This is a genomic window from Streptomyces sp. PH9007, from assembly GCF_059813725.1.
In genome coordinates this window covers 2,690,402-2,710,903 of record NZ_CM187440.1, presented here as the reverse complement: position 1 = coordinate 2,710,903, position 20,502 = coordinate 2,690,402, and the positions used below count along the sequence as shown (strand labels likewise).

The 20,502-nt window shown below is 73.0% G+C and carries 22 protein-coding genes; 16 read left to right on the top strand and 6 right to left on the bottom strand.

Translation table 11 applies throughout. The features are described from left to right. The first annotated feature begins 11 nt into the window (after window positions 1-11). Genes ACTFAP_RS12335 through crcB form a run of 3 tightly spaced genes read left to right on the top strand, consistent with a single transcriptional unit; the run spans window position 12 to window position 1,206 of the window. Entirely contained in the window at window positions 12-446 is a 435-nt protein-coding gene (locus ACTFAP_RS12335; protein WP_500469071.1) for a fluoride efflux transporter FluC, read from the top strand. Next, window positions 443-838 (top strand): DUF190 domain-containing protein, encoded by a 396-nt coding sequence (locus ACTFAP_RS12330; protein WP_500469070.1) that lies wholly within the window; start codon window positions 443-445, stop codon window positions 836-838. Before ACTFAP_RS12335 ends, ACTFAP_RS12330 begins: the two co-directional genes overlap by 4 nt. After that, the gene (gene crcB / locus ACTFAP_RS12325) at window positions 835-1,206 is read left to right on the top strand and encodes a fluoride efflux transporter CrcB (protein ID WP_390118538.1); all 372 of its coding nucleotides are present in this window, start codon (window positions 835-837) and stop codon (window positions 1,204-1,206) included. Before ACTFAP_RS12330 ends, crcB begins: the two co-directional genes overlap by 4 nt. A 97-nt stretch (window positions 1,207-1,303) precedes the next feature. On the opposite strand, the gene ACTFAP_RS12320 is transcribed toward crcB, so the two are convergent. Beyond that, complete coding sequence (locus ACTFAP_RS12320) at window positions 1,304-2,371, bottom strand: murein hydrolase activator EnvC family protein (protein WP_500469069.1); 1,068 nt, start codon at window positions 2,369-2,371, stop codon at window positions 1,304-1,306. A 155-nt stretch (window positions 2,372-2,526) separates the two neighbouring features. Here ACTFAP_RS12320 and ACTFAP_RS12315 point away from each other — a divergent pair, with 155 nt between their 5' ends. Further along, a complete protein-coding gene (locus ACTFAP_RS12315) occupies window positions 2,527-3,081 on the top strand; it encodes a GNAT family N-acetyltransferase (RefSeq protein WP_400013104.1) in 555 nt (184 codons plus the stop codon). Between the two features lie 62 nt (window positions 3,082-3,143). After that, window positions 3,144-4,565: a dihydrolipoyl dehydrogenase gene (gene lpdA / locus ACTFAP_RS12310; protein ID WP_390118546.1), complete on the top strand. Its 1,422-nt coding sequence runs from the start codon at window positions 3,144-3,146 to the stop codon at window positions 4,563-4,565. Window positions 4,566-4,793: 228 nt separating this feature from the next. Here lpdA and ACTFAP_RS12305 read toward each other — a convergent pair whose 3' ends face one another. Then, on the bottom strand, window positions 4,794-5,633 hold the full coding sequence (locus ACTFAP_RS12305) for a SigB/SigF/SigG family RNA polymerase sigma factor (protein ID WP_043178101.1): 840 nt from the start codon (window positions 5,631-5,633) through the stop codon (window positions 4,794-4,796). 282 nt (window positions 5,634-5,915) lie between these two features. On the opposite strand from ACTFAP_RS12305, the gene ACTFAP_RS12300 reads away from it, so the two are divergent. Both ACTFAP_RS12300 and ACTFAP_RS12295 read left to right on the top strand, forming a co-directional pair. Then, window positions 5,916-6,329: a DoxX family membrane protein gene (locus tag ACTFAP_RS12300; protein WP_495684583.1), complete on the top strand. Its 414-nt coding sequence runs from the start codon at window positions 5,916-5,918 to the stop codon at window positions 6,327-6,329. Between the two features lie 106 nt (window positions 6,330-6,435). Then, complete coding sequence (locus ACTFAP_RS12295) at window positions 6,436-7,623, top strand: MarP family serine protease (protein WP_500469068.1); 1,188 nt, start codon at window positions 6,436-6,438, stop codon at window positions 7,621-7,623. Here the strand turns inward: ACTFAP_RS12295 and ACTFAP_RS12290 are convergent. Next, complete coding sequence (locus tag ACTFAP_RS12290) at window positions 7,617-8,282, bottom strand: histone deacetylase (protein WP_500469067.1); 666 nt, start codon at window positions 8,280-8,282, stop codon at window positions 7,617-7,619. The genes ACTFAP_RS12295 and ACTFAP_RS12290 overlap by 7 nt on opposite strands. Window positions 8,283-8,339: 57 nt before the next feature. On the opposite strand from ACTFAP_RS12290, the gene ACTFAP_RS12285 reads away from it, so the two are divergent. Together ACTFAP_RS12285 and ACTFAP_RS12280 are read left to right on the top strand one after the other, a co-directional pair. After that, window positions 8,340-9,209 (top strand): phosphatidylinositol-specific phospholipase C/glycerophosphodiester phosphodiesterase family protein, encoded by an 870-nt coding sequence (locus ACTFAP_RS12285; protein ID WP_500469066.1) that lies wholly within the window; start codon window positions 8,340-8,342, stop codon window positions 9,207-9,209. A gap of 11 nt (window positions 9,210-9,220) precedes the next feature. Further along, the gene (locus ACTFAP_RS12280; protein WP_495684580.1) at window positions 9,221-9,622 is read left to right on the top strand and encodes a hypothetical protein; all 402 of its coding nucleotides are present in this window, start codon (window positions 9,221-9,223) and stop codon (window positions 9,620-9,622) included. On the opposite strand, the gene ACTFAP_RS12275 is transcribed toward ACTFAP_RS12280, so the two are convergent. Then, entirely contained in the window at window positions 9,568-10,608 is a 1,041-nt protein-coding gene (locus ACTFAP_RS12275) for a phosphotransferase enzyme family protein (protein WP_500469459.1), read from the bottom strand. The genes ACTFAP_RS12280 and ACTFAP_RS12275 overlap by 55 nt on opposite strands. A gap of 116 nt (window positions 10,609-10,724) precedes the next feature. Between ACTFAP_RS12275 and sigJ the strand changes: the two genes are divergently transcribed. Next, complete coding sequence (sigJ, locus tag ACTFAP_RS12270; RefSeq protein ID WP_500469065.1) at window positions 10,725-11,603, top strand: RNA polymerase sigma factor SigJ; 879 nt, start codon at window positions 10,725-10,727, stop codon at window positions 11,601-11,603. Between the two features lie 80 nt (window positions 11,604-11,683). After that, entirely contained in the window at window positions 11,684-12,133 is a 450-nt protein-coding gene (locus ACTFAP_RS12265; protein WP_495684578.1) for a carboxymuconolactone decarboxylase family protein, read from the top strand. Window positions 12,134-12,248: 115 nt separating this feature from the next. On the opposite strand, the gene ACTFAP_RS12260 is transcribed toward ACTFAP_RS12265, so the two are convergent. Beyond that, a complete protein-coding gene (locus ACTFAP_RS12260) occupies window positions 12,249-13,238 on the bottom strand; it encodes an undecaprenyl phosphate translocase family protein (RefSeq protein WP_495684577.1) in 990 nt (329 codons plus the stop codon). Window positions 13,239-13,468: 230 nt separating this feature from the next. Between ACTFAP_RS12260 and ACTFAP_RS12255 the strand changes: the two genes are divergently transcribed. Then, a complete protein-coding gene (locus tag ACTFAP_RS12255; RefSeq protein ID WP_390118757.1) occupies window positions 13,469-15,148 on the top strand; it encodes a threonine/serine exporter family protein in 1,680 nt (559 codons plus the stop codon). Window positions 15,149-15,152: 4 nt separating this feature from the next. Here ACTFAP_RS12255 and ACTFAP_RS12250 read toward each other — a convergent pair whose 3' ends face one another. After that, a complete protein-coding gene (locus tag ACTFAP_RS12250; protein ID WP_030735028.1) occupies window positions 15,153-15,647 on the bottom strand; it encodes an inorganic diphosphatase in 495 nt (164 codons plus the stop codon). A gap of 91 nt (window positions 15,648-15,738) precedes the next feature. Here ACTFAP_RS12250 and dacB point away from each other — a divergent pair, with 91 nt between their 5' ends. The 4 genes from dacB (at window position 15,739) to hpt (ending at window position 20,406) form a co-directional block, all read left to right on the top strand. Beyond that, entirely contained in the window at window positions 15,739-17,181 is a 1,443-nt protein-coding gene (gene dacB / locus ACTFAP_RS12245) for a D-alanyl-D-alanine carboxypeptidase/D-alanyl-D-alanine endopeptidase (protein WP_500469064.1), read from the top strand. A 256-nt stretch (window positions 17,182-17,437) separates the two neighbouring features. Then, window positions 17,438-18,556: a zinc-dependent metalloprotease gene (locus ACTFAP_RS12240; RefSeq protein ID WP_390118582.1), complete on the top strand. Its 1,119-nt coding sequence runs from the start codon at window positions 17,438-17,440 to the stop codon at window positions 18,554-18,556. Window positions 18,557-18,749: 193 nt separating this feature from the next. Then, the gene (gene tilS / locus ACTFAP_RS12235; RefSeq protein WP_500469063.1) at window positions 18,750-19,823 is read left to right on the top strand and encodes a tRNA lysidine(34) synthetase TilS; all 1,074 of its coding nucleotides are present in this window, start codon (window positions 18,750-18,752) and stop codon (window positions 19,821-19,823) included. A gap of 43 nt (window positions 19,824-19,866) precedes the next feature. Further along, entirely contained in the window at window positions 19,867-20,406 is a 540-nt protein-coding gene (hpt, locus tag ACTFAP_RS12230; RefSeq protein ID WP_030735016.1) for a hypoxanthine phosphoribosyltransferase, read from the top strand. The last annotated feature ends 96 nt before the right edge of the window (window positions 20,407-20,502 follow it).

Here is a 20,502-nt window from a genome sequence, read left to right as displayed (position 1 = left end):
ATGACGCCACCATGGACAAGCTCAGGCCGCCGCACCCGTCCGCCGGGCCCGCGCCCACGGTGGTACTCGCCGTGGCGGTGGGCGGCGGACTGGGCGCGACGGCGCGGTACGGCGCGACGCGGCTGTGGGACATGCCCGCCGAGAGCGGCTTTCCCTGGACGATTCTCGCGGTCAACGCCCTCGGGTGTGCCCTCATCGGGGCGCTGATGGTGATCACCGAGGAACGCGGGCACCCGCTGGCACGGCCCTTCCTGGGCACCGGCGTGCTGGGCGGCTTCACCACCTTCTCCGCGTACGCCGAGGGCATCCGCGCCCTGACGGACGCGGGGCGGGTGGGGCCCGCGCTGGGATATCTGGTGGCGACCCTGGCGGCGGCGCTGGCCGCCGTGTGGGCGGGCACGGCGTCCACGCGCGCGGTCCTGGCCCGGCGACGGAGGCCGGCATGACATCCGGGTCGTCCGGGGCGTCCGGCGCGACGGCGGCCACGGGCGCGGGCGCGGGACCGGCGGGAACGGCGGGACGCACGACGGCGGGACTGCGGCTCACCGTACTGGTCGGTGAGGGCGACCTGCACGGGCACCGTCCCATGTACAGCGAGATCGTGCACCGGGCGCACCGCGCCCGGCTGGCGGGGGCGAGCGTCTTCCGCGGCATCGAGGGCTTCGGCGCGTCCTCGCTGATCCACACCACCCGGCTGCTGTCGCTGAGCGAGGAACTGCCGGTCGCGGTGGTCGTCGTGGATGTGGCGGAACGGGTACGGGCGTTCGTGGCGGAGCTGCGGGAAGTGGTGGGGGAGACCCTGGTGGCGTGGGTGGACGAGGTGGAGATCGTCCGGTGAACTGGATCCTGGTGTTCGTGGGCGGCATGGTCGGCGCGCCGCTGCGCTATCTCACCGACCGTGCGGTGCAGGCGCGGCACGATCAGCTCTTTCCGTGGGGCACCTTCACGGTGAACGTGGCCGGCTGCGCGGTGTTCGGCGCGCTGACCGGCGCGGCGGCTGCCGGGGCGGCCTCCTCCTCCGCGCAACTGCTGCTGGGCACGGGGATGATGGGGGCGATGACGACGTACTCCACCTTCTCCTACGAGACGCTGCGGCTGGCCGAGTCGGGGGCCAGGCTGCTGGCGGCCCTCAACATGGCGGTCAGCGTCATCACCGGCACGGCGGCCGTCTTCGCGGCGCACGCGCTGGCCGAGCGGCTGCTGTGAACCCAGGTGCGTGACGCGCGGCGGGCGGACAACAGACCGGGGGACGGCGGACGGGTGGCACGGCACCGTGCCACCGCACGCCCACAGGGTCACCGGGTCACAGACTCACGCCGTGGTCGCGCAGCCACGGGGCCGGGTCGATGGCCGACCCGACGTACGGGGTCAGGCGGATCTCGAAGTGCAGGTGCGGCCCGGTGGAGTTCCCGGTGCTGCCGGACAGGCCCAGGCGCTGACCGACGGCGATGCGGCTGCCCTGCGCCACCTCGGTGAGGGAGAGATGCGCGTACTGGCTGTAGTAGCCGTTCCCGTGGTCGATGATCACACTGTTGCCGAAGGCGTCCCCGCAGCTCACCGAGACGACGGTGCCGGAGCCGATCGCCCGTACGGGGGTTCCGGTGGGCACCGCGAAGTCCTGGCCGGTGTGGGCCGAGGACCACATCCCGCCGTTCTGCGCGAACGACGCCGAGAGCGTGTACCGCTCCACCGGCGCCACCCAGGACGCGCCGCCGCCCGCCGGTTCGGCCAGCTCGGCCGCGTCGCGGACCCGCGTCGCGCAGTCGCCGGCCGGGACGAGGGCGGGCAGCGCGGCGGCGGGCTGCGCGGTGGTGCGCCGCTTCTTGGCCTCCTGCCGTTCGCGCAGCTGACGCAGTTCGGTCAGCCGCCGCTCCGCCTCCGCGAGGCTCCGTTCGACCTCCTCGCGCACCTCCCGCTGCCGCTCGGCCTCCTGCCGCATGCGGGTGTAGGTACGGGAGGCGCGCAGTTCGTCCCTGGCCAGTGCCGCCTCGGCCTCGCGCACCTCCTCCAGCAGCTGGCGGGCCGCGTGGTCGCCGCGCCCCAGCAGGGAGACCCGGCGCAGGAAGATGTCGGGGGAGTCGGCCAGTATCAGCTGGGCGAGCCCGGTGCCGCCGCCGCCCGAGCGGTACTGCTCGCGGGCCCGCTGCCCGGCGATGTCCCGCAGGGCGGCCAGCCGTTCGCGCTCCGCCGTCAGCCGCTCGCGCACCTCGGCCACCTCGGCGCGCTGGTCGATCTGCCGTCTTCGCAGCCGCTCATGGGTGGCGGTGGCACTGGCCGCCTCCGCCCGCAGCTCCCTGACCTCGGCGGTCAGGGACTCGACCGTCGGTGGCGTCGCGGCCGCCCCGGGGGAGGGACACGCTGCGGCGAGCACCACCGCGAGGGCGACGCCTCGCTGAAATGTACGGATTCGCTGACGCACGTCGCCGATGCTGGCGCCGCCACACCGTACGGCCGCCGCTGACACACCTTCAGCCCCCGACCAGAACCCGGATGCCGTAGCCGCCCCCTGCTGTCAGGATGACGGCCATGGCCGCACCCGAACCGCAGATCCTTCACACCGCGCAGCTGGACGCCGGCACCCGCACGGCGGTCCGCGCCCTCCTCGACGAGGCGTTCGACGGTGACTTCACCGACGAGGACTGGTCCCACACCCTGGGCGGGCTGCACGCCCTGATCCGTACGCCGGACGGGCTCGTCATCGGGCACGGCGCCGTCATCCAGCGCCAGCTGCTGCACGGCGGGCGGGCGATCCGGACCGGCTACCTCGAAGGGGTGGCGGTGCGCGCCGGGCACCGCGGGCACGGTCACGGCGCCGCGCTGCTGCGCGTGCTGGAGGAGATCGTGCGCCGTGCGTACGACCTGGGCGCGCTCGGCTCCTCCGAGGACGCCCTGGACTTCTACGCGGCGCGCGGCTGGCGGCAGTGGCAGGGGCCCACCTCGGCGCTGACGGCCGAGGGCCTGGTCCGTACGGCGGAGGACGACGGCGGGGTGTTCGTCCTGCCGGTACGGCCTCCGGCCGACATCCCGCTCGACCTGGCCGGCGAGCTGTCCTGCGACTGGCGGGACGGCGACGTGTGGTAGGGGCGGCGTAGTGTCGGTGGCACAGCCATCAGCCACCTCTTCACCCAGAAAGCGTGAGACGCATGAGCACGCACTATGACGTCGTCGTCCTGGGCGCCGGACCCGGCGGCTACACCGCCGCCGTCCGCGCCAGCCAGCTCGGACTGCGGACCGCGGTCATCGAGGCGAAGTACTGGGGCGGGGTCTGTCTGAACGTCGGGTGCATCCCCTCCAAGGCCCTGCTGCGCAACGCGGAGCTGGCCCACCTGTTCACCCATGAGGCGCAGACCTTCGGGATCAAGGTCGAGGGCCGGGTCAGCTTCGACTACACCGAGGCGTACAGCCGCAGCCGCAAGGTCGCCGACGGGCGGGTGGCCGGCGTGCACTACCTGATGAAGAAGAACGGCATCACCGAGTACCAGGGCCGCGGCACCTTCGCCGACGACCACACGCTGCGGGTGGAGCTGAACTCCGGCGGCACCGAGACCGTCACCTTCGACCACTGCGTCATCGCCTCCGGCGCCACCACCAAGCTGCTGCCGGGCACCAGCCTCAGCGAGCGCGTGGTCACCTACGAGGAGCAGATCCTGGAGTCGGAGCTGCCCGGCTCCATCATCATCGCGGGTGCCGGGGCGATCGGGGTGGAGTTCGCGTACGTCCTGGCCTCCTACGGCGTCAAGGTGACGATCGTGGAGTTCCTGGACCGCCTGGTGCCGCTGGAGGACGCGGACGTCTCCAAGGAACTGGCGCGGCAGTACCGCAAGCTGGGCATCGAGGCGCTCACCTCCACCCGGGTCGAATCGATCGACGACGGCGACCCGGCCGCGCCGGTGCGGGTGACCGTGACCCGCGCGGATGGCACCCGGCAGGTGCTGGAGGCCGACAAGGTGCTCCAGGCGATCGGCTTCGCGCCGCGGGTGACGGGCTTCGGTCTGGAGAACACCGGGGTACGGCTGACCGAGCGCGGCGCCATCGACGTCGACGGGCGGCTGCGTACCTCGGTGCCGCACATCTTCGCGATCGGGGACGTCACCGCCAAGCTCATGCTGGCGCACGCCGCCGAGTCCATGGGCATCATCGCGGCCGAGACGATCGCGGGCGCCGAGACGATGGAGCTCGACTACGTGATGATCCCGCGCGCCACCTACTGCCAGCCGCAGATCGCCAGTTTCGGCTGGACCGAGGCGCAGGCGAAGGAGCAGGCGGCGGAGCGGGGCTGGGACGTGAAGGTGGTGAAGTTCCCCTTCACCGCCAACGGTAAGGCGCACGGGCTGGGGCAGGCCACCGGTTTCGTCAAGATCATCTCGGACGACACGCACGGCGAGCTGCTCGGCGCGCACCTCATCGGCCCCGAGGTGACCGAGCTGCTGCCGGAGCTGACCCTGGCACAGCAGTGGGACCTGACCGTCCATGAGGTGGCGCGGAACGTGCACGCGCACCCCACGCTGGGCGAGGCCGTCAAGGAGGCCATCCACGGACTCTCGGGACACATGATCAACATGTAGCGCGCGGAGGGCTGTCGTTCCGGCCGGGCCGGCGGCCTGGCCGTCCCTGGCCCTGGTCGGCGGGTACACCGTGCTGCTCCTGCTGGCGGCCGATACCGCTCTGGGCCGCAGGGACGCCTGAGGGCGCGCTGCCGGGCTCCACCCGCTGCGCGTGCCCGGCACGGCGCGCCGCCCGTTCGCCGGGCCGGACCGGTCGGCGCCCTGCGTCGGACGCTCCGGCCCGCCGGGTCATTCCCGCTCCTCGCGGTCCTCCTCGATCTCTTCCTGGAGGCGCTCACAGATGCGGGTCAGCAGCCGGGATACATGCATCTGGGAAATGCCCATACGGTCGGCAATCTTGCTCTGTGTCAACTCGTCAAAGAAACGGAGATACAGAATGTGCTGGTCCCGCTCGGGAAGGCAGCGGAGTTTCGGTTTGACCGCTTCCCGGAAGACCACCTGGTCATATCCGGGATCCGGGACCCCGAGCGTGTCCTTGAGGGAGTATCCGTCATCCGTTCCCGGGAGTTCCGCGTCGAGGGACAGCGGACTGTAACTCTCCAGCGCCTCAAGGCCGGTCATGACCTCCTCGGGGCTCAGTCCGCTGAACTCGGCGAGTTCTGCCACGGTGGGCCGCCGGTCATCGGGGCGGCATTCCAGCTGGCGGCTGGCGGCCCGCACCTGATTGCGGAGTTCCTGGGTGCGGCGCGGCACGTGCACGCCCCACAGGTGGTCGCGGAAGTGGCGTTTCACCTCGCCGACGATCGTGGGCACCGCGAAGCTCTCGAAGGCGCTGCCGCGCCCCGGATCATAGCGGTGCACGGCCTTGACCAGGCCGAGAGCCGCCACCTGCTCCAGGTCCTCCAGGGCCTCGCCCCGGTCGCGGAAGTTGCGGGCCAGCCGTCCCGCCATCGGCATCCAGGCGCAGATCACCTCCTGGCACAGCTCCTCCCGCTCGGGGCAGTCGGGCAGGGCGGCGATGCGGTCGAATTGGCGAGCGGTGTCGGGGGCGTCGTCGTGCGGGTGGCGTCCACGCCGCCGCCGGGGGGCGGCAGCGGTGTGCGGGGTACTCCGTGCGGACGTGCTCATGGCACCTCCCTGAGGTCGAGGGCAGTCAGCCGGCTACTCTCTGTTGTTTCCGCAAGATACTGCGGCGGAGCCATTCCCCCGGGGATCCCCCTGCATCCACGGCACTTTGTGCCCATGCCCGACCGGTGCGGGCATAAACGCCACCCCTGACAAAGTCGCGGAAGAATGGGGAAGATTTCCGCTGAAGATGCGGAGTGCGGCGGGCCGCTATACGGTGGTTGCTGCCCGGTTCCATCCCCGATCCCCGCTCGTTCCTCCTCCGCTTTTCTGGAGGTTTTCGGCATGGATATTCTCGTACTGATCGGCCGGATTCTTTTCGCGCTGCTGTTCCTCGGATCGGCCTTCAACCACCTGTCGCAGAGCAGAGCGATGGCGGGTTATGTCGAATCCAAGGGCCTGCCCTCGGGGGAGAACCTCGTACGCGGCTCCGGCATCGTCATGCTGCTCGGCGCGCTGAGCGTCGCCTTCGGCATCTGGGCCGACCTGGGCGCGCTCCTGCTGGTGATCTTCCTGATCCCCACGGCGTTCCTCATGCACCCCTTCTGGAAGGAGAGCGACGCCGGCACCCGGCAGAACGAGATGACGCAGTTCCTCAAGGACATCTCGCTGGCCGGCGCCGCCCTGGCGCTGCTGGGCCTGTTCGCCATCGCCGGCCACGAGGTGGGCTTCACCTTCACCGGGCCGCTCTTCGGCTGACGCGCGCCGCGCGCCGCCCCGGCGCGCATCGCGCATCGCCCCGGCGGACACCCGCTCACAAGGAAGACATCGGGAACCAGCAGGGCATTCACCCACGTTTCCCATCATGACGAGAGGGGCCCCGGTGAATCTGCTCGATGTCATCCTTGTGATCGCCGCGATCGTCTTCGCCATATCGGGGTACCGGCTGGGTCTGGTCGCCGCCCTGATCACCCTCGCCGGATTCGTCGGGGGTGCGGCGATCGGGGTGTGGCTGCTGCCGCTGGCCGTGGAACACATGGCGCCGGGCACCCTCACCGTCACCCTCACCGCCCTGCTGCTGGTGCTGGTGCCCGCCGCCATCGGCCAGGCCCTGGCCGGGGCGCTCGCCGTGCGGCTGCGGGACGGCCTCACCTGGACCCCGGTCCGCTGGGCCGACGGAGCCGGCGGCGCCGTGCTCAACGCCACCGCCGTCCTGCTGGTGGCCTGGATCGCCGCCAGCGCGCTGATCAGCTCCCCCTACCCCGGGCTCAACCAGGCGATCCGGGAGTCGCGGGTGCTCACCGGCGTGCAGGACCGGATGCCCGCCCAGGCGCCGACCTGGTTCAGCCGGGCCGCCGGCGCGCTCAGCGAGGCCGGCTTCCCCCGGGTCTTCAACCCCTTCGAACGCGACGCGTCCGCCCTCGACACCGCCACCGTGCCGATGGCCGACGAGGTCACGGCCGCCGCCCAGCAGGCCGCCGAGGACAGCACGGTCAAGATCGTCGCCACCTCGGGGGGCCAGATCCAGGAGGGCAGCGGCTTCGTCTTCGACGACGAACTGGTGATGACCAACGCCCACGTCGTGGAGGGCGCCATCACCCAGACCGTGCAGGTCGGCGGCTCGGGCGCCGTCCAGGGCGCCGATGTGGTCCTCTTCGACCCCGAGACCGACGTCGCCGTCCTCCAGGTGCCCGGACTCACCGCCCCCGCCCTCGACTTCGCCGGCGAGGCCAAGCGCGGCGACAAGGCGGTGGTGGCCGGCTACCCCGAGAACCAGGGCCTGGACCTCCGGGGCGCCACCGTCGCAGGCCGCACCGACGCCCGCGGCCAGGACATCTACGGCACCAACGTCGTCACCCGCGACGTCTACACGCTGCGGGCCAACGTCCGCCCCGGAAACTCCGGCGGTCCGCTCCTCACCTCGGACGGCAAGGTCTACGGCATGGTCTTCGCCCGCTCCTCCACCGATGCCGACACCGGCTACGCGCTGACCGCCGACCAGATCAGACCGCAGGCCAAGGAGGCGTCCCAGAGCGCCGGCACCGGTCACTGACCGGCCGGCAGCACCGCCTCCACCTCCCGCGCGGACCAGTGCCCGGCCGCCCCCGGGCAGGACGCCAGGAAGCGCGCGACACGCGCCGCCGGCCAGCCGTGCGCCTCGGCGATGCCCGAGCCCAGCTGCCGCAGATACGGCCCCGTCGGCGCCACCGGCGGGACCTCGTGCAGACCCCACGGCGCCGTGAACGTCAGCAGCGGCAGCCCGTCCAGCGTCCCGGCCCGCACCAGCGTCTCGTACCGTCCGGGACCGAGCCGGTCCCGGCCGTGCCGCAGCACCCGGCCCAGGTCCAGATCCGTCCCCGGCGCGCGGAACATCTCCTGGTGCGCGATGTCCGAGAACTGGCTCACCGTCAGCAGATAGGCGCGCGCCGGGATCTCCCCCGCCACCGCGGGATCGTAGAAGGCCCGGCCGCCGCCCCACACCGGTGACCGCGTGGCGAAGTACAGCGCCCCCGGCAGCATGACGCCCACGGTGCGCTCCGGCGGGCGCGGATCCCGGCAGCCCGGGTACGTCCGGTCGCCCCCGTCCGCCGAGCGCCCGCCCCGCAGATACGCGTCCAGCCGCGCCCGGTGCGTATTGGAGCCGTACGCCACGTACCACAGCCGGGAAACAACCCGGGAAGGCTCGTCGAACTCCGCCGCGGACCCTGTCATCACTGCCTCCTCCGCACGATACTCAGCCAGGCCGTACCCCCGCGTCCTGGAGGAATCGTGGCCCATCCCAGCAGGCGGCTCGCCCTCACCGCCACCGCCGGCGCGCTCGCCGTCCCCGTCCTCATCGGTGCCCGACCGACCCCGCCCGCCGAACCCCCCTTCGCGCGCCGCGCCCACGCGCACAACGACTACGAGCACCCCCGCCCGCTCCACGACGCCCTCGACCACGGCTTCGCCAGTGTCGAGGCCGACATCTGGCTGGTGGACGGTCAGCTCCTGGTCGCCCACGACGCGATCGACCTCGACCCGGCACGCACCCTCCAGTCCCTCTACCTCGATCCGCTCGCCGCCCGGATCCGCGCCAACGGCGGCTCGGTGTACCGCTCCGCGCCCCGGCAGTCCCTGCAACTCCTCATCGACCTCAAGACCGCGGGCGACCCCACCTACCGCGCGCTGTCCCGGGCGCTGCGCCCGTACCGGTCGATCCTCGGCTCCGCCACCGCCGCAGGGCGGGTACGGCGCGGGGCGGTCACCGCTGTCGTCTCCGGGGACCGGGCGGCGCGCGCTCCGATGGAGGCCGAGCCCACCCGGTGGGCCTTCTACGACGGCAGGATCGAGGACCTGGGCGGCCCTGCCCCCGCCTCCTTCATCCCGCTCATCAGCGGCAACTGGAACAACTCCTTCCGCTGGCAGGGCTACGGACCGATCCCGGCCGCCGAACGGGCGGCGCTGCACGACCTCACGGGCCGGGCGCACGTGGCCGGGCAGACCGTCCGGTTCTGGGCCACCCCGGACGCGCCCGGCCCGGCCAGGGACGCGGTGTGGCGCGAACTCCTGGCGGCCGGCGCCGACTGGATCAACACCGACGACCTGCCCGGGCTCGCGGCCTTCCTGCGCACCCACGACACTGTCAGTGGCGACCGCTAACTTCAGTGCGTATGACGATCCCCGCGGTCATCCCCATCCAGCACGAGCCCGGCCACCGCACCGACACCATCGGCCACTACCAGCACGGACAGTTCCTCGCCTCCGTCACCGCGACCTTCGACGAGCAGGAGAGGCGCTGGTACGCCGTGCTCCACCTGTTCGACGGGGCCGGCCGGCACCGCTCCTCCCGGATCGAGGCCACCGGCACCGCGGCTGACGGGCTGACCCGGCTCGACGACTGGCTGGCGGCGCTGCCCGGGCGCCGGTTCGCGGACATCGCGATAGGCCCGTTCTCCGTCCACCACGAGGGGCAGTTGTTCGGCCTCGTGGTGGAGGAGGACCGGGAATGGGTGGAGCTCTACCCCGACCGGCTGGGATTCTCCGCACCCTGGGACGGCCTGTACGACACCTGACCCGGGGAGGAGAGCGCCTGGTCCAGCAGGCCGGTGGGCGACAGCACGCTGCGGACGATCTCCAGCGCCCCGGCGCGCTCGCCCTCCGGCAGCCCCTCGCGGTCCAGCACCTGGGCCGCGGGGACCGCCACGTCCTCCAGGGCACGCACGCAGCGGTAGTACGTCAGCCGGTCCGGGTCGAGGTCGGCCGGGCCGTACCCCTCGAAGAACCACGTGCGCTGTTCGTCCGTCACCTGCGCGAAGGGCAGCACCCCGCCCAGCACGAACAGCAGGTCCTGTTCGGGCGCCGCGCACACCGCGTCGTCCCAGTCGATCAGCCACACCCGGTCACCGTCCCCCAGCAGCACATTGCCCAGATGCGGATCGGCGTGGCAGATCACCCCCGGCGCGGCCGCGTCGGTGGCTGCGGGACGCAGCGCGCCGGCCCGGGCCACCAGCGCGGCCAGCCGGCCCGATCCCTCCCGCCAGGCGTCGGCGAGCCCCCGCACCAGCTGGTCGGCGGCCGGCGCCGACGCGGCCCCGGACGCGGGCAACAGCCAGCGCTCCAGCGCGCGTACGGCGTCCGCCATCGGCCGGTGGCTCTGTGCCGGCGGCATCCCCGGCGGCACCGGCGCGGCGTGCACCCGTGTCAGCAGCCGGCCGAACGCCCGCCAGTGCCCGGCGCTCATCGGGCCCTCCAGCGCCGGGGTGCCGTCGATCCACGGCACCACCGACAGCCGGCGCCCGGTGCGCACGCTCCACCACCCGCCGCGCCGGGCGGGCAGCGGGCCCGGCACCCCCGGCACCTCCTCCGCGGCCAGCAGCCCGGCCACCCTCAGTCCCGCGGTGGAACCACCGCCGCTCAGCTTGACCGCGTACGCCGCGCCCTCGTCCGTGCGCCCGCGCCACAGCCGGGCGTTCTCATCGGCGCCGCCCGCCACGTCCTCCAAGGAGACAAGGCCCACCCCGAAGTCGGCCCGCACCCATCGCCGTACCTTCTCCTCCATCACAGGAACAGGCTCCCATGGCCCGGAGACCGGCCGGGCGGTCGGCGCCGCCCGCCCGGAACCCGCCCACCCGGAACCCGCCGCCCCGCAAACCGCCGTGCCGCTACCGTGGGGCGATGCCGAGCCTCCTGGACAGCGCCGTGTGGGCCGAGCACCGGGCGGCGGTGTTCGGGGCCGCCTACCGGATCCTGGGGAGCGTCGCGGACGCCGAGGACATCGTCCAGGAGGTCTGGCTGCGCGCCCACCGCGCCGATCTGTCGCAGGTGCGGGACCTGCGCGCGTGGCTGGTGACCGTAGCCGCCCGGCGGTCCTACGACGAACTGCGTTCGGCCCGCGCCCGCCGCGAGACCTACGTCGGCCCGTGGCTGCCCGAGCCGCTGCTCACCGGTCCCGACGCCGCCGAACCGGTGCTGCTGGACGAGCTGGTGTCCACCGCCGTGCTCCTCGTCATGGAGGAGCTGACCCCCTCCGAGCGTGTGGCCCTGGTCCTGCACGACGCCTTCGGGCTCGCCTTCGCCGAGATCGCCCCCGTCCTGGGCGGCACCCCGGCCGCCGCCCGGCAGCACGCCTCCCGCGCCCGGCGCCGGATCGCCGCCGCCCGCGAGCGGCAGGTCACGGCCGACCGCGCCGACCACGCCCGCGTCCTGGCCGCCTTCAAGTCCGCCTACGAGAACGGGGACCTGCCCGCCCTCGTGCGGCTGCTGCACCCCGACGCCGTCTACCTCACCGACGGCGGCGGCCAGGTGCACGCCGCCCGCAAACCCATCACCGGCGGCGCCCGCATCGCCGAGGTGCTGCTGCGCGTGGCCCGCCGGTTCGGCGACGGCACGCGCGCCCTGCGCCCCATCGAGGCGGGCGGCGAACCCGCCCTGCTCGTCGTCCACGCCGGGCGTCCCCTGTGCGTGGACACCCTGAGCGTCGAGGCCGGCCGTATCACCGTCCTGCACCGGCTCCTCAACCCGGACAAGCTCCGCCACCTGCCGGCCGGCCTGTGACCGCCGTCACTGTCACATCCGCGGAACCCGCCCCGTCTCCCTGCCGACAGCACCACCCACCAGCGAGGGAGCACCCACCCATGTCCCGTCTGAACATCGCCGAGGCCGCCCCGGCGTCCTACCAAGCGCTCATCCGCAGCCAGCGCGCGGTGCACGACAGTCCGCTCGACACCGCGCTCTGCGAACTTGTCAAGATCCGCGTCTCGCAGCTCAACGGCTGCCTGTTCTGCATCGACATGCACACCACCCAGGCCCGCCGGGACGGCGAGAGCGAGCAGCGGCTGCACCATCTGGCCGCCTGGCACGAGTCCCCGCTCTACAGCGAGCGCGAGCGCGCCGCGCTGGCCTACGCCGAGGCCGTCACCCGCTGCGAGAACGTCGGCGACGCCCAGTGGGCCGATCTGCGCGCCCGCTTCCCCGCCGAGGAGGAACTGGGCCACCTGGTGCTCCAGGTAGCCCTGATCAACGCCCTCAACCGGCTCGCCATCCCGCTGCGCACGGAACCGCTGCTCGGGCCTCCCACGGCGTGAGCCGGCGGCCCGGCCGGAGAGGTCACCGCCCGCGCCGGAGCGGCCTCGCGCACGAAAAAGGTGGCGGTCCCGCCCCCCTCGGGGGGCAGGACCGCCACCACGGTCTGCTCCGTCGTCACACCCGCGCGTGCCGGCGGCGCGCCCGCTGGGCGGGCGGCGGGGTGCCGTCCCCGTCGTCGTGCCCGTCCCCGGCCGCCGCGGCCGCCCGCTCCTTGCGGTGACCGATCACCAGCACCGTGGCCACCACCACGAAACCGGCCACCCCCAGCGCCAGCGTGAGCGGCACACCCTCGGTGGGCGCGTACAGCGAGGTGTCGTGCTCGTCCTCACCCTGCCAGGGCCACAGCGCCCGCAGCGCGCCCGCCATCACACCGGTGAGGATGACCAGCGTCACCCGGTGAAAGTTCTCCAGCAGCCAGCGCAGCACCTTCACAATGATCGCCAGACCGACGAGCAGTCCGCCCATGAAGACGCCGAGGTAGCCGAAGTCACGCTCGTTCAGTGCCTCGATCGTCGGCTCGTACATGCCCAGCGCCAGCAGCAGGAACGACCCGGAGAGCCCCGGCAGGATCAGCGCGGAGACCGCGATCGCGCCGGAGAAGAACACCACCAGCATGTTGTCCGGCGACACCGACGCCGACAGCGACGTCAGCCAGAACGCGGCGCCCGCGCCCACCAGCGCCAGCGGCCACTCACGCAGGCCCCAGTGCCGCCCCGAGCCGCTGAACGGCACCCACAGCGAGGCCAGCACCAGGCCGAAGAACACGGCGTACGCGTACTGCTTGTGGTCCGTCACCAGCGGCGCCAGCAGCGCGCTGGACAGCAGCAGACCCACCACCATGCCGATCATCAGCGGCACGATCATCCGCCAGTCGGCCTGCCGGAACTCGGCGCCCGCCCGGCGCAGACCCTGCCCGCGCGGCACGTCCGCGATGCCCAGACGTATCGCGCTCGTCACATGGCTCGCCCCGGCGATCAGCCGTTCGTAGACGCCGACGATCAGCGCGACCGTGCCCCCGCTGATCCCTGGCAGTGCCTCCGACGCTCCGACCAGGGAACCTTTGAAGGCATCGGCCACACGGCTGCTGCTGGCTTGCTTCGCCATGAATCTCCACTCTCGGTACACGCCGGGCATGGCGGAAGGCGCCCTGGGGCGCTCTTGAGGCGTTGCGGTGAGGAACATCCTATGCTTCGCATCGTGGGTCCCTCAGTGGGGCCAACCCCACAATTCCGGGAGGCGAGGAGAGCAGCGGAGTGGCCGGCGAGCACAAACGATTCGGCGAGGACGGCGAGGGTGGCGAGGGCGATCCACGGCGTCTGACCACCCCGCAGCTCATGCCCGTGCTGCGACCCGAAGGCTACGGTCACCCGCAGCCGGTGCCCGAGGCCGACGACCACCCCACCTCCGAGTTCGCGCTCCCCGAGGGCCTGGCCAGGCCGCCCGCGACCGAGCCCGAAGAGGAGGAGGCCTCCGGGTTCACCGTCCCCGAGGGCCTCACCACCAGCGCGCCCGTCGAGGAGCGCAGTGAGTTCCGCACCCCCGGCGGGGCCACCCCGCCCAGCGGTACGGCCCAGCTGCCCGTGACGCTGCGCCGCGCCGCGCCCGGGATCCTGTGGCAGGACCGGATGCGGTCCATCGTGCGCGCCGCCCCCACCACCGAGCGCATCACCCCGGAGCTGCCGCCGTCCCGCGCCGACGAGGAGACGGGCGAGCAGCCGGCCGTGCCCCGGGTGCTGGATCTGACGCTGCGCATCGGCGAGCTGCTGCTGGCGGGCGGCGAGGGCGCCGAGGACGTGGAGACGGCGATGTTCGCGGTCGCCCACGCGTACGGCCTGGACCGCTGCGACGCCACCGTCACCTTCACCCTCATCTCGATCAGCTATCAGCCCTCGCTGGTGGACCCGCCGTTCACGCTCAGCCGCACCGTGCGCCGCCGGGGCACCGACTACACCCGGCTGGCGGCCGTCTTCCGGCTCATCGACGACATCTCCTCCGGCGAGGTGACGATGGAGGAGTCGTACGGCCGGCTGGCGACCATCCGGCGCAACCGGCACCCGTACACCAAGTGGCAGCTGACCTTCGCCAGCGGACTGCTGGCGGGCGCCGCCTCCACCCTGGTGGGCGGCAACTGGGTGGTCTTCCTGCTGGCGATGGCCGGCGCCATGCTGGGCGACCGGCTGGCGTGGCTGGCGTCCGGACGCGGGCTGCCGGAGTTCTACCAGTTCGTGGCCGCCGCCATGGCCCCCGCCCTGATGGGGGTGGGCTGGGCGGCCGGGCACGACAACGCCGCCGGGAAGATCCAGGCGGCAGCCATCATCACCGGCGGCCTGTTCGCGCTGATCCCCGGACGGGCCCTGGTGGCCGGCGTGCAGGACGGGCTGACGGGCTATTACCTGACCGCCTCCGCCCGCCTCCTCGAAGTGGTCTATCTGATCGTCGGCATCGTGTGCGGGGTGCTCGCGGTGCTGTACCTGGGCGAGGTGTCCGGCGTCAGCCTGGAGCCCGAGGTAGTGGTACGGCACAGCCGGCCCGTCATCCAGTTGTGCGCCGCGCTGCTGCTGTCCCTGACGTTCTGCGTCCTCCTCCAGCAGGAGCGCTCCACCGTGCTCGCCGCCACCGTCAACGGCGGGATCGCCTGGCTGATCTACGGGGCGATGCGGGACACCGGCGGCCTGTCGCCGTTCGCGGCCACCGCCGTGGCGGCCGGACTCGTCGGCCTGTTCGGACAGTTGCAGTCGCGGTACCGGTTCACGTCCTCGCTGCCCTACGTCACGGCCGCCATCGGGCCGCTGCTGCCGGGCTCCGCCACGTACCTGGGCCTGCTCGGCTTCGCACAGGGCCAGGTCGACACCGGCATCCAGAACCTGCTGCTGGCGGTCTCGCTGGCGCTCGCCATCGCCATCGGGGTGAATCTGGGCAGCGAAATGGCCCGGCTCTTCATCAAGACGCCGGGCCAGACCACTCCGCTGTCCCCGCTGGGCAGGCGGGGAGCCAAACGGACGCGCGGGTTCTAACCGCTCAGTGCTCGCCGCCCTGCTCCGCGAGACGCTTGTACGAACGCTCGATCTCGGCCTCCGCCTCGACCCGGCCCACCCAGTTCGCGCCCTCGACGGACTTGCCGGGCTCCAGGTCCTTGTACACCTCGAAGAAGTGCTGGATCTCCAGGCGGTCGAACTCGCTGACGTGGTGGATGTCCCGCAGGTGCTCCATCCGGGGGTCGGCCGAGGGCACGCACAGCAGCTTGTCGTCGCCGCCCGCCTCGTCGGTCATCCGGAACATGCCGATGGCCCGGCACTGGATCAGGCAGCCGGGGAACGTCGGCTCGTCCAGCAGCACCAGGGCGTCCAGCGGGTCCCCGTCCTCGCCGAGGGTGCCCTCGACGAAGCCGTAGTCCGCCGGGTAGACGGTCGAGGTGAACAGGTGCCGGTCCAGGCGGATGCGGCCGGTCTTGTGGTCCACCTCGTACTTGTTCCGAGAACCCTTCGGAATCTCGATGGTGACGTCGAACTCCACAGGGGGCTCCTTAAGCGATCTGTGCTGGCTACAGGGGTTAAGTTTCCCTCACGCAAGTGTGTGCTCGCGAAAGGGGCTGGTCGCTGTGCCGGTGCGGTGGTCAAGAGCGGTGCATGTGGTGCTGGGCGCGCCCACCCGGCGGCTGGTCACCGCGGCCGGAGCCGCGGGTCTGGCAGCCGCCGCGCTGACCGTCGCGCTGGCCGGACCGTGGGACTCGGGACAGCGTACGGCCGAACGGCAGGCCGCCGCCGGGCTGGCCGCCGAACGCGAGGTCGCCGACCTGGAGAAGATCGTCGCCGGCCTGCCCTCCGCGCCGCCCGTCCTGGACCCGCTGGGCGAACGCGTCGCGGGCTCCGGACCGGACGCGGTCACCGACCTGAGCGGGGTCCTGTCCCCCCTGAACGACGCGGCGCTGGGCGGCGGCGCCGCCGTCTCGGTGGTCGACATCGCGGACGGCACCGTGCTGTACGCCTCCGGCGCCGACACCGGCAGGACCCCCGCCTCCACCGTCAAGCTCGTCACCGCCGTGGCGGCGCTCCAGGCCCTGGGCCCCGACCACCGGCTGTCCACCACCACCGGCTGGGACGAGGCCGCCCGGCGGGTGGTGCTGGTGGGCGGCGGCGACCCGACGGTGATGGCCGAGGACTACCAGGGGCTCGCCGAGGAGACGGCCCAGGCGCTGACGGAACGCGGCGTCAGCGAGGTGAGCGTGGGCTACGACCTCTCGCTGTGGGACGGCGGCGAGGCACTGCACCCGATCGGCTTCAACGACAACATCGCCGCGCTCACCGCGCTCCAGGTCAACGAGGGCCGGCTGGACGGCTCCACGCACGGCCCGACCGTACGCTCCACCGAACCCGCCGCAGACGCGGTCCGTGCCTTCACCGACGCGCTGTCGGCCGCGGGGGTGACGGTCGTGGGGGAGCCGGCCGCCGCGAGCGGCCAGGACACCGAACGGCTGGGCCGGCACCGCTCGGCGCCGCTGTCGGTCCTGGTGGAGCGGATGCTGACGTACAGCGACAACGACCTGGCGGAGGCGCTGGGCCGGGCGACCGCGCTCAAGGCGGGACAGCCGGTCACCTTCGAGGGGGTCGGCCGGGCGATCACCGGCGAACTCGCCGGGCTCGGGCTGCCGATGGCCGGCGTGCGGATCGCGGACGCCAGCGGCCTGGACCGCGAGGGCGTGGTCACCGCGCAGCTGCTGACCGGTGTGCTGACCGCCGCGGCCGACCCCCAGCGGCCCGAACTGCGGCCCGCGCTGACCGGGATGCCGGTGGCGGGCTTCACCGGCACGCTGACCGGACGGTACGGGGCCGGGACGGACGCGGCGGGCGGCAGCGGGGACGGCGCGGGTGTGGTCCGGGCCAAGACCGGCACGCTGACCGGCGTCAACACCCTGGCCGGCACGGCCGTCACCGCCGACGGCCGGGTCCTGGCGTTCGCCTTCCTGGCCAACGACACACGCGACGCGAACGCCGCCCAGAACGCCCTGGACACGGCGGCGACGGGCCTGGCGACCTGCCACTGCGGATAGGCCCTCCCTTTCGGACCTCCGCGGGGCCGCGCCCGCCGAAGGCCGGGCCCGCCCGGACCGCCCCGGGACGGACTCCGCCCGGCCGGCGCCGTCGGGCCGACCACCCCCGGCCCTCCGGGGCCCCGGGCGGGCGGCCGTCCCCCGTACGGCGCAGTCACCTCCGGGCCCGCCCCGCCCCGCCCACGGCGGTGAGGCGGGCCAGGAGGGGGCGGGCGGCGGCTACCGGTCCCGGGAGCGGCGCCGTACCGTGGGGCGCATGACGAGTTTCGGCGGTGGCGGTACGGATCTGGTCGACTGGAATCTCGCCGTGTCCACGGCGGCCCGGATGACGCGGCCGGGGCCCGAGGTGAGCCGCGACGAGGCCCGCGCCGCCGTCGCGGAGCTGCGCAGGCACGCCGAGGCGGCCCAGCTGCACGTGAACGGCTTCACCGGCCTCGACAACGGGGCCGCCGACACCCCGGTGCTGGTCGTGGACCGGCCCGGCTGGATCCGCGCCAACGTCGCCGGGTTCCGCGAACTGCTCTCCCCGGTGATGGTCCGGATGCGCGAACGCCGCTCCACCGTCCCCGGCGGCGCGGCTCTGACCGCCGTCGGCTCCAAGGTCACCGGCGTCGAGGTCGGGATGCTGATGTCCTTCCTGTCCTCCCGGGTGCTGGGCCAGTACGAGACCTTCGCGCCGCCCACGGCCGGTCTGCCGGCCCGCCCCGGCGGCGGCCGGCTGCTCCTCGTCGCCCCCAACATCGTCCAGGTCGAACGCGAACTCGCCGTCAAGCCACACGACTTCCGGCTGTGGGTGTGTCTGCACGAGGAGACCCACCGCACCCAGTTCACCGCCGTGCCCTGGCTGCGCGACCACATGGAGGGCGAAATCCAGGGCTTCCTCAAGGAGTCCGACGTCGACCCCGGCACCCTGGTGGAGCGTTTCCGGCAGGCCGCCCAGTCCGTCACCGGCCGCGCCCCCGAGTCCGGGGCCGACAGCGGGCGCGGCCTGGTCGATCTCGTGCAGACCCCGCGCCAGCGCGAGATCCTCGACCGGCTCACCGCCGTGATGTCCCTGCTGGAGGGCCACGCCGACTACGTCATGGACGGCGTCGGGCCGGCCATCGTGCCCTCCGTCGCCGAGATCCGGGAGAAGTTCACCCGCCGCCGCGCCGCCGGCGCCGGGCGCCTGGACCGGGCGCTGCGCAAGATGCTGGGCATGGACGCCAAGCTGCGCCAGTACCAGGAGGGCGAGCGGTTCGTGCGCACCGTCGTGGAGCAGGCCGGCATGACCGGCTTCAACAAGGTGTGGACCTCCCCGAACACCCTCCCCACCAAGGAGGAGATCACCGACCCGGAGAAGTGGGTGGCCCGGGTGCGGCCCGCCGCGGGGTGAGCCACCGGCGGGCCCGGCGGCAGGCATACGCACCGATATCACTCGTACGAGGGACCGTCGGGCGATAGTTGGCGTGCGATGCTCGGGTACCAGGGCTCCTCTGTCACCATTTACGCACCCAGCGTGACATTGCTCCCCGAGCCCCCACCCTCCCCAGCTCCCCCGAGCTTCCCCAGGAAGAAGTGATTCGGACATGGGTCCCCACCCCGCGGTCGCGGCGATACGTCTGGCAGTCCGCCGTGTGCTCCACGATCTGCTGAACGAAGCCCCGGAGCCCTCCCCACTCGATCCGCACGATCCGCTCGATCCGCCGCACGACCCCCCGCTCGTCCTGGTCGCCGCCTCCGGTGGCGCCGACTCCATGGCCCTGGCCTCCGCGCTCGCCTTCGAGGCCCCCCGGGCCGGCCTGCGGGCCGGCGCCGTCACCGTCGACCACGGCCTCCAGGACGGTTCCGCCGCCCGCGCCGCCGAGGTCGCCGACCGCCTCACCGCCCTCGGCCTGGCCCCCGTGGACATCGCCACCGTGACCGTGGGCCGCTCCGGCGGCACCGAGGCCGCCGCCCGCACCGCTCGCTACCGGGCCCTGGACACCGCCGCCGACCGCCACCACGCCGCCGCCGTCCTCCTCGGCCACACCCGCGACGACCAGGCCGAGACCGTCCTGCTCGGTCTCGCCCGCGGCTCCGGCGTCCGCTCGCTGTCCGGGATGGCCGCCGTCTCCGGCGGCACCGCGGGGCACACCGGCCGCTACCGCCGCCCGTTCCTGGGCATCGACCGGCAGACCACCCGCAAGGCCTGCCTGGTGCAGTCCCTGCCCGTGTGGGACGACCCGCACAACACCGACCCGTCCTACACCCGCTCCCGGGTCCGCCACGAGGCCCTGCCCATCCTGGAGAAGGCCCTGGGCCGAGGCGTCGTCGAGGCGCTGGCCCGCACCGCCGCCCTCGCCCGCGACGACGCCGACGCGCTCGACCTGTGGGCCGCCGACGCCGAGGGCACCGCCACCGCCGAGGACGGCACCCTCACCATCGCCGCGCTCGCCCCGCTGCCCCCGGCCGTACGGCGCCGGGTGCTGCGCCGGGCGGCCGTCGCGGCGGGCGCCCCGGCGGGTTCGCTCTTCGCCCGGCACATCGAGGAGACCGACCGGCTCATCACCGACTGGCACGGTCAGCGGCCCCTGAACCTGCCCGGCCGCGTGGAGGTCGCGAGGCAGGGTGGCAGACTGGTTCTCCGGCAGGCGGACCGAGCAGACCGGGCGGACCGCTGAGAGCGGCAAGCGGCAGAGAGTGACGCGGGTGCACGAGAAGGACATGGGCGCGGACCTGGAGTCGGTGCTCATCACCAAGGAAGAGATCGACGCGAAGCTGGCCGAGCTGGCCGCGAAGATCGACACGGAGTACGCGGGCAAGGACCTGCTCCTGGTCGGAGTGCTCAAGGGAGCGGTGATGGTCATGGCGGACCTCGCCCGGGCCCTGTCCTCACCCGTCACCATGGACTGGATGGCGGTGTCCTCCTACGGCGCGGGCACCCAGTCCTCCGGGGTGGTGCGGATCCTCAAGGACCTGGACGCCGACATCAAGGGCCGGGACGTCCTGATCGTCGAGGACATCATCGACTCGGGGCTGACCCTGTCCTGGCTGCTGTCGAACCTCGGTTCGCGCGAGCCGGCGTCGCTCAAGGTGGTGACGCTGCTGCGCAAGCCCGACGCGGCGAAGGTCGACATAGAGGTGGAGTGGGTCGGCTTCGACATCCCGAATGAATTCGTGGTGGGATACGGCCTGGACTACGCCGAGAAGTACCGGAATCTCCCCTTTGTCGGTACGCTCGCGCCGCACGTCTACCAGGGCTGAGCGGACCGCGCGGAACGCATCGGGGCCGTCCGGCGTTGCGTGTTTATGGACAAGCGGCCATATCCCACTGTCCCCGGCGCCGCCGGAGGGCCGCTT

Coding starts and splice junctions, on each gene's coding strand:
- ACTFAP_RS12335 (WP_500469071.1), top strand. CDS start 12: ATGGACAAGCTCAGGCCGCCGCACCCGTCCGCCGGGCCCGCGCCCACG.
- ACTFAP_RS12330 (WP_500469070.1), top strand. CDS start 443: ATGACATCCGGGTCGTCCGGGGCGTCCGGCGCGACGGCGGCCACGGGC.
- ACTFAP_RS12315 (WP_400013104.1), top strand. CDS start 2,527: ATGGCCGCACCCGAACCGCAGATCCTTCACACCGCGCAGCTGGACGCC.
- lpdA (WP_390118546.1), top strand. CDS start 3,144: ATGAGCACGCACTATGACGTCGTCGTCCTGGGCGCCGGACCCGGCGGC.
- ACTFAP_RS12305 (WP_043178101.1), bottom strand. CDS start 5,633: ATGAGCACGTCCGCACGGAGTACCCCGCACACCGCTGCCGCCCCCCGG.
- ACTFAP_RS12300 (WP_495684583.1), top strand. CDS start 5,916: ATGGATATTCTCGTACTGATCGGCCGGATTCTTTTCGCGCTGCTGTTC.
- ACTFAP_RS12295 (WP_500469068.1), top strand. CDS start 6,436: ATGACGAGAGGGGCCCCGGTGAATCTGCTCGATGTCATCCTTGTGATC.
- ACTFAP_RS12290 (WP_500469067.1), bottom strand. CDS start 8,282: ATGACAGGGTCCGCGGCGGAGTTCGACGAGCCTTCCCGGGTTGTTTCC.
- ACTFAP_RS12280 (WP_495684580.1), top strand. CDS start 9,221: ATGACGATCCCCGCGGTCATCCCCATCCAGCACGAGCCCGGCCACCGC.
- ACTFAP_RS12275 (WP_500469459.1), bottom strand. CDS start 10,608: ATGGAGGAGAAGGTACGGCGATGGGTGCGGGCCGACTTCGGGGTGGGC.
- sigJ (WP_500469065.1), top strand. CDS start 10,725: ATGCCGAGCCTCCTGGACAGCGCCGTGTGGGCCGAGCACCGGGCGGCG.
- ACTFAP_RS12265 (WP_495684578.1), top strand. CDS start 11,684: ATGTCCCGTCTGAACATCGCCGAGGCCGCCCCGGCGTCCTACCAAGCG.
- ACTFAP_RS12260 (WP_495684577.1), bottom strand. CDS start 13,238: ATGGCGAAGCAAGCCAGCAGCAGCCGTGTGGCCGATGCCTTCAAAGGT.
- ACTFAP_RS12255 (WP_390118757.1), top strand. CDS start 13,469: ATGCCCGTGCTGCGACCCGAAGGCTACGGTCACCCGCAGCCGGTGCCC.
- ACTFAP_RS12240 (WP_390118582.1), top strand. CDS start 17,438: ATGACGAGTTTCGGCGGTGGCGGTACGGATCTGGTCGACTGGAATCTC.
- tilS (WP_500469063.1), top strand. CDS start 18,750: ATGGGTCCCCACCCCGCGGTCGCGGCGATACGTCTGGCAGTCCGCCGT.
- hpt (WP_030735016.1), top strand. CDS start 19,867: ATGGGCGCGGACCTGGAGTCGGTGCTCATCACCAAGGAAGAGATCGAC.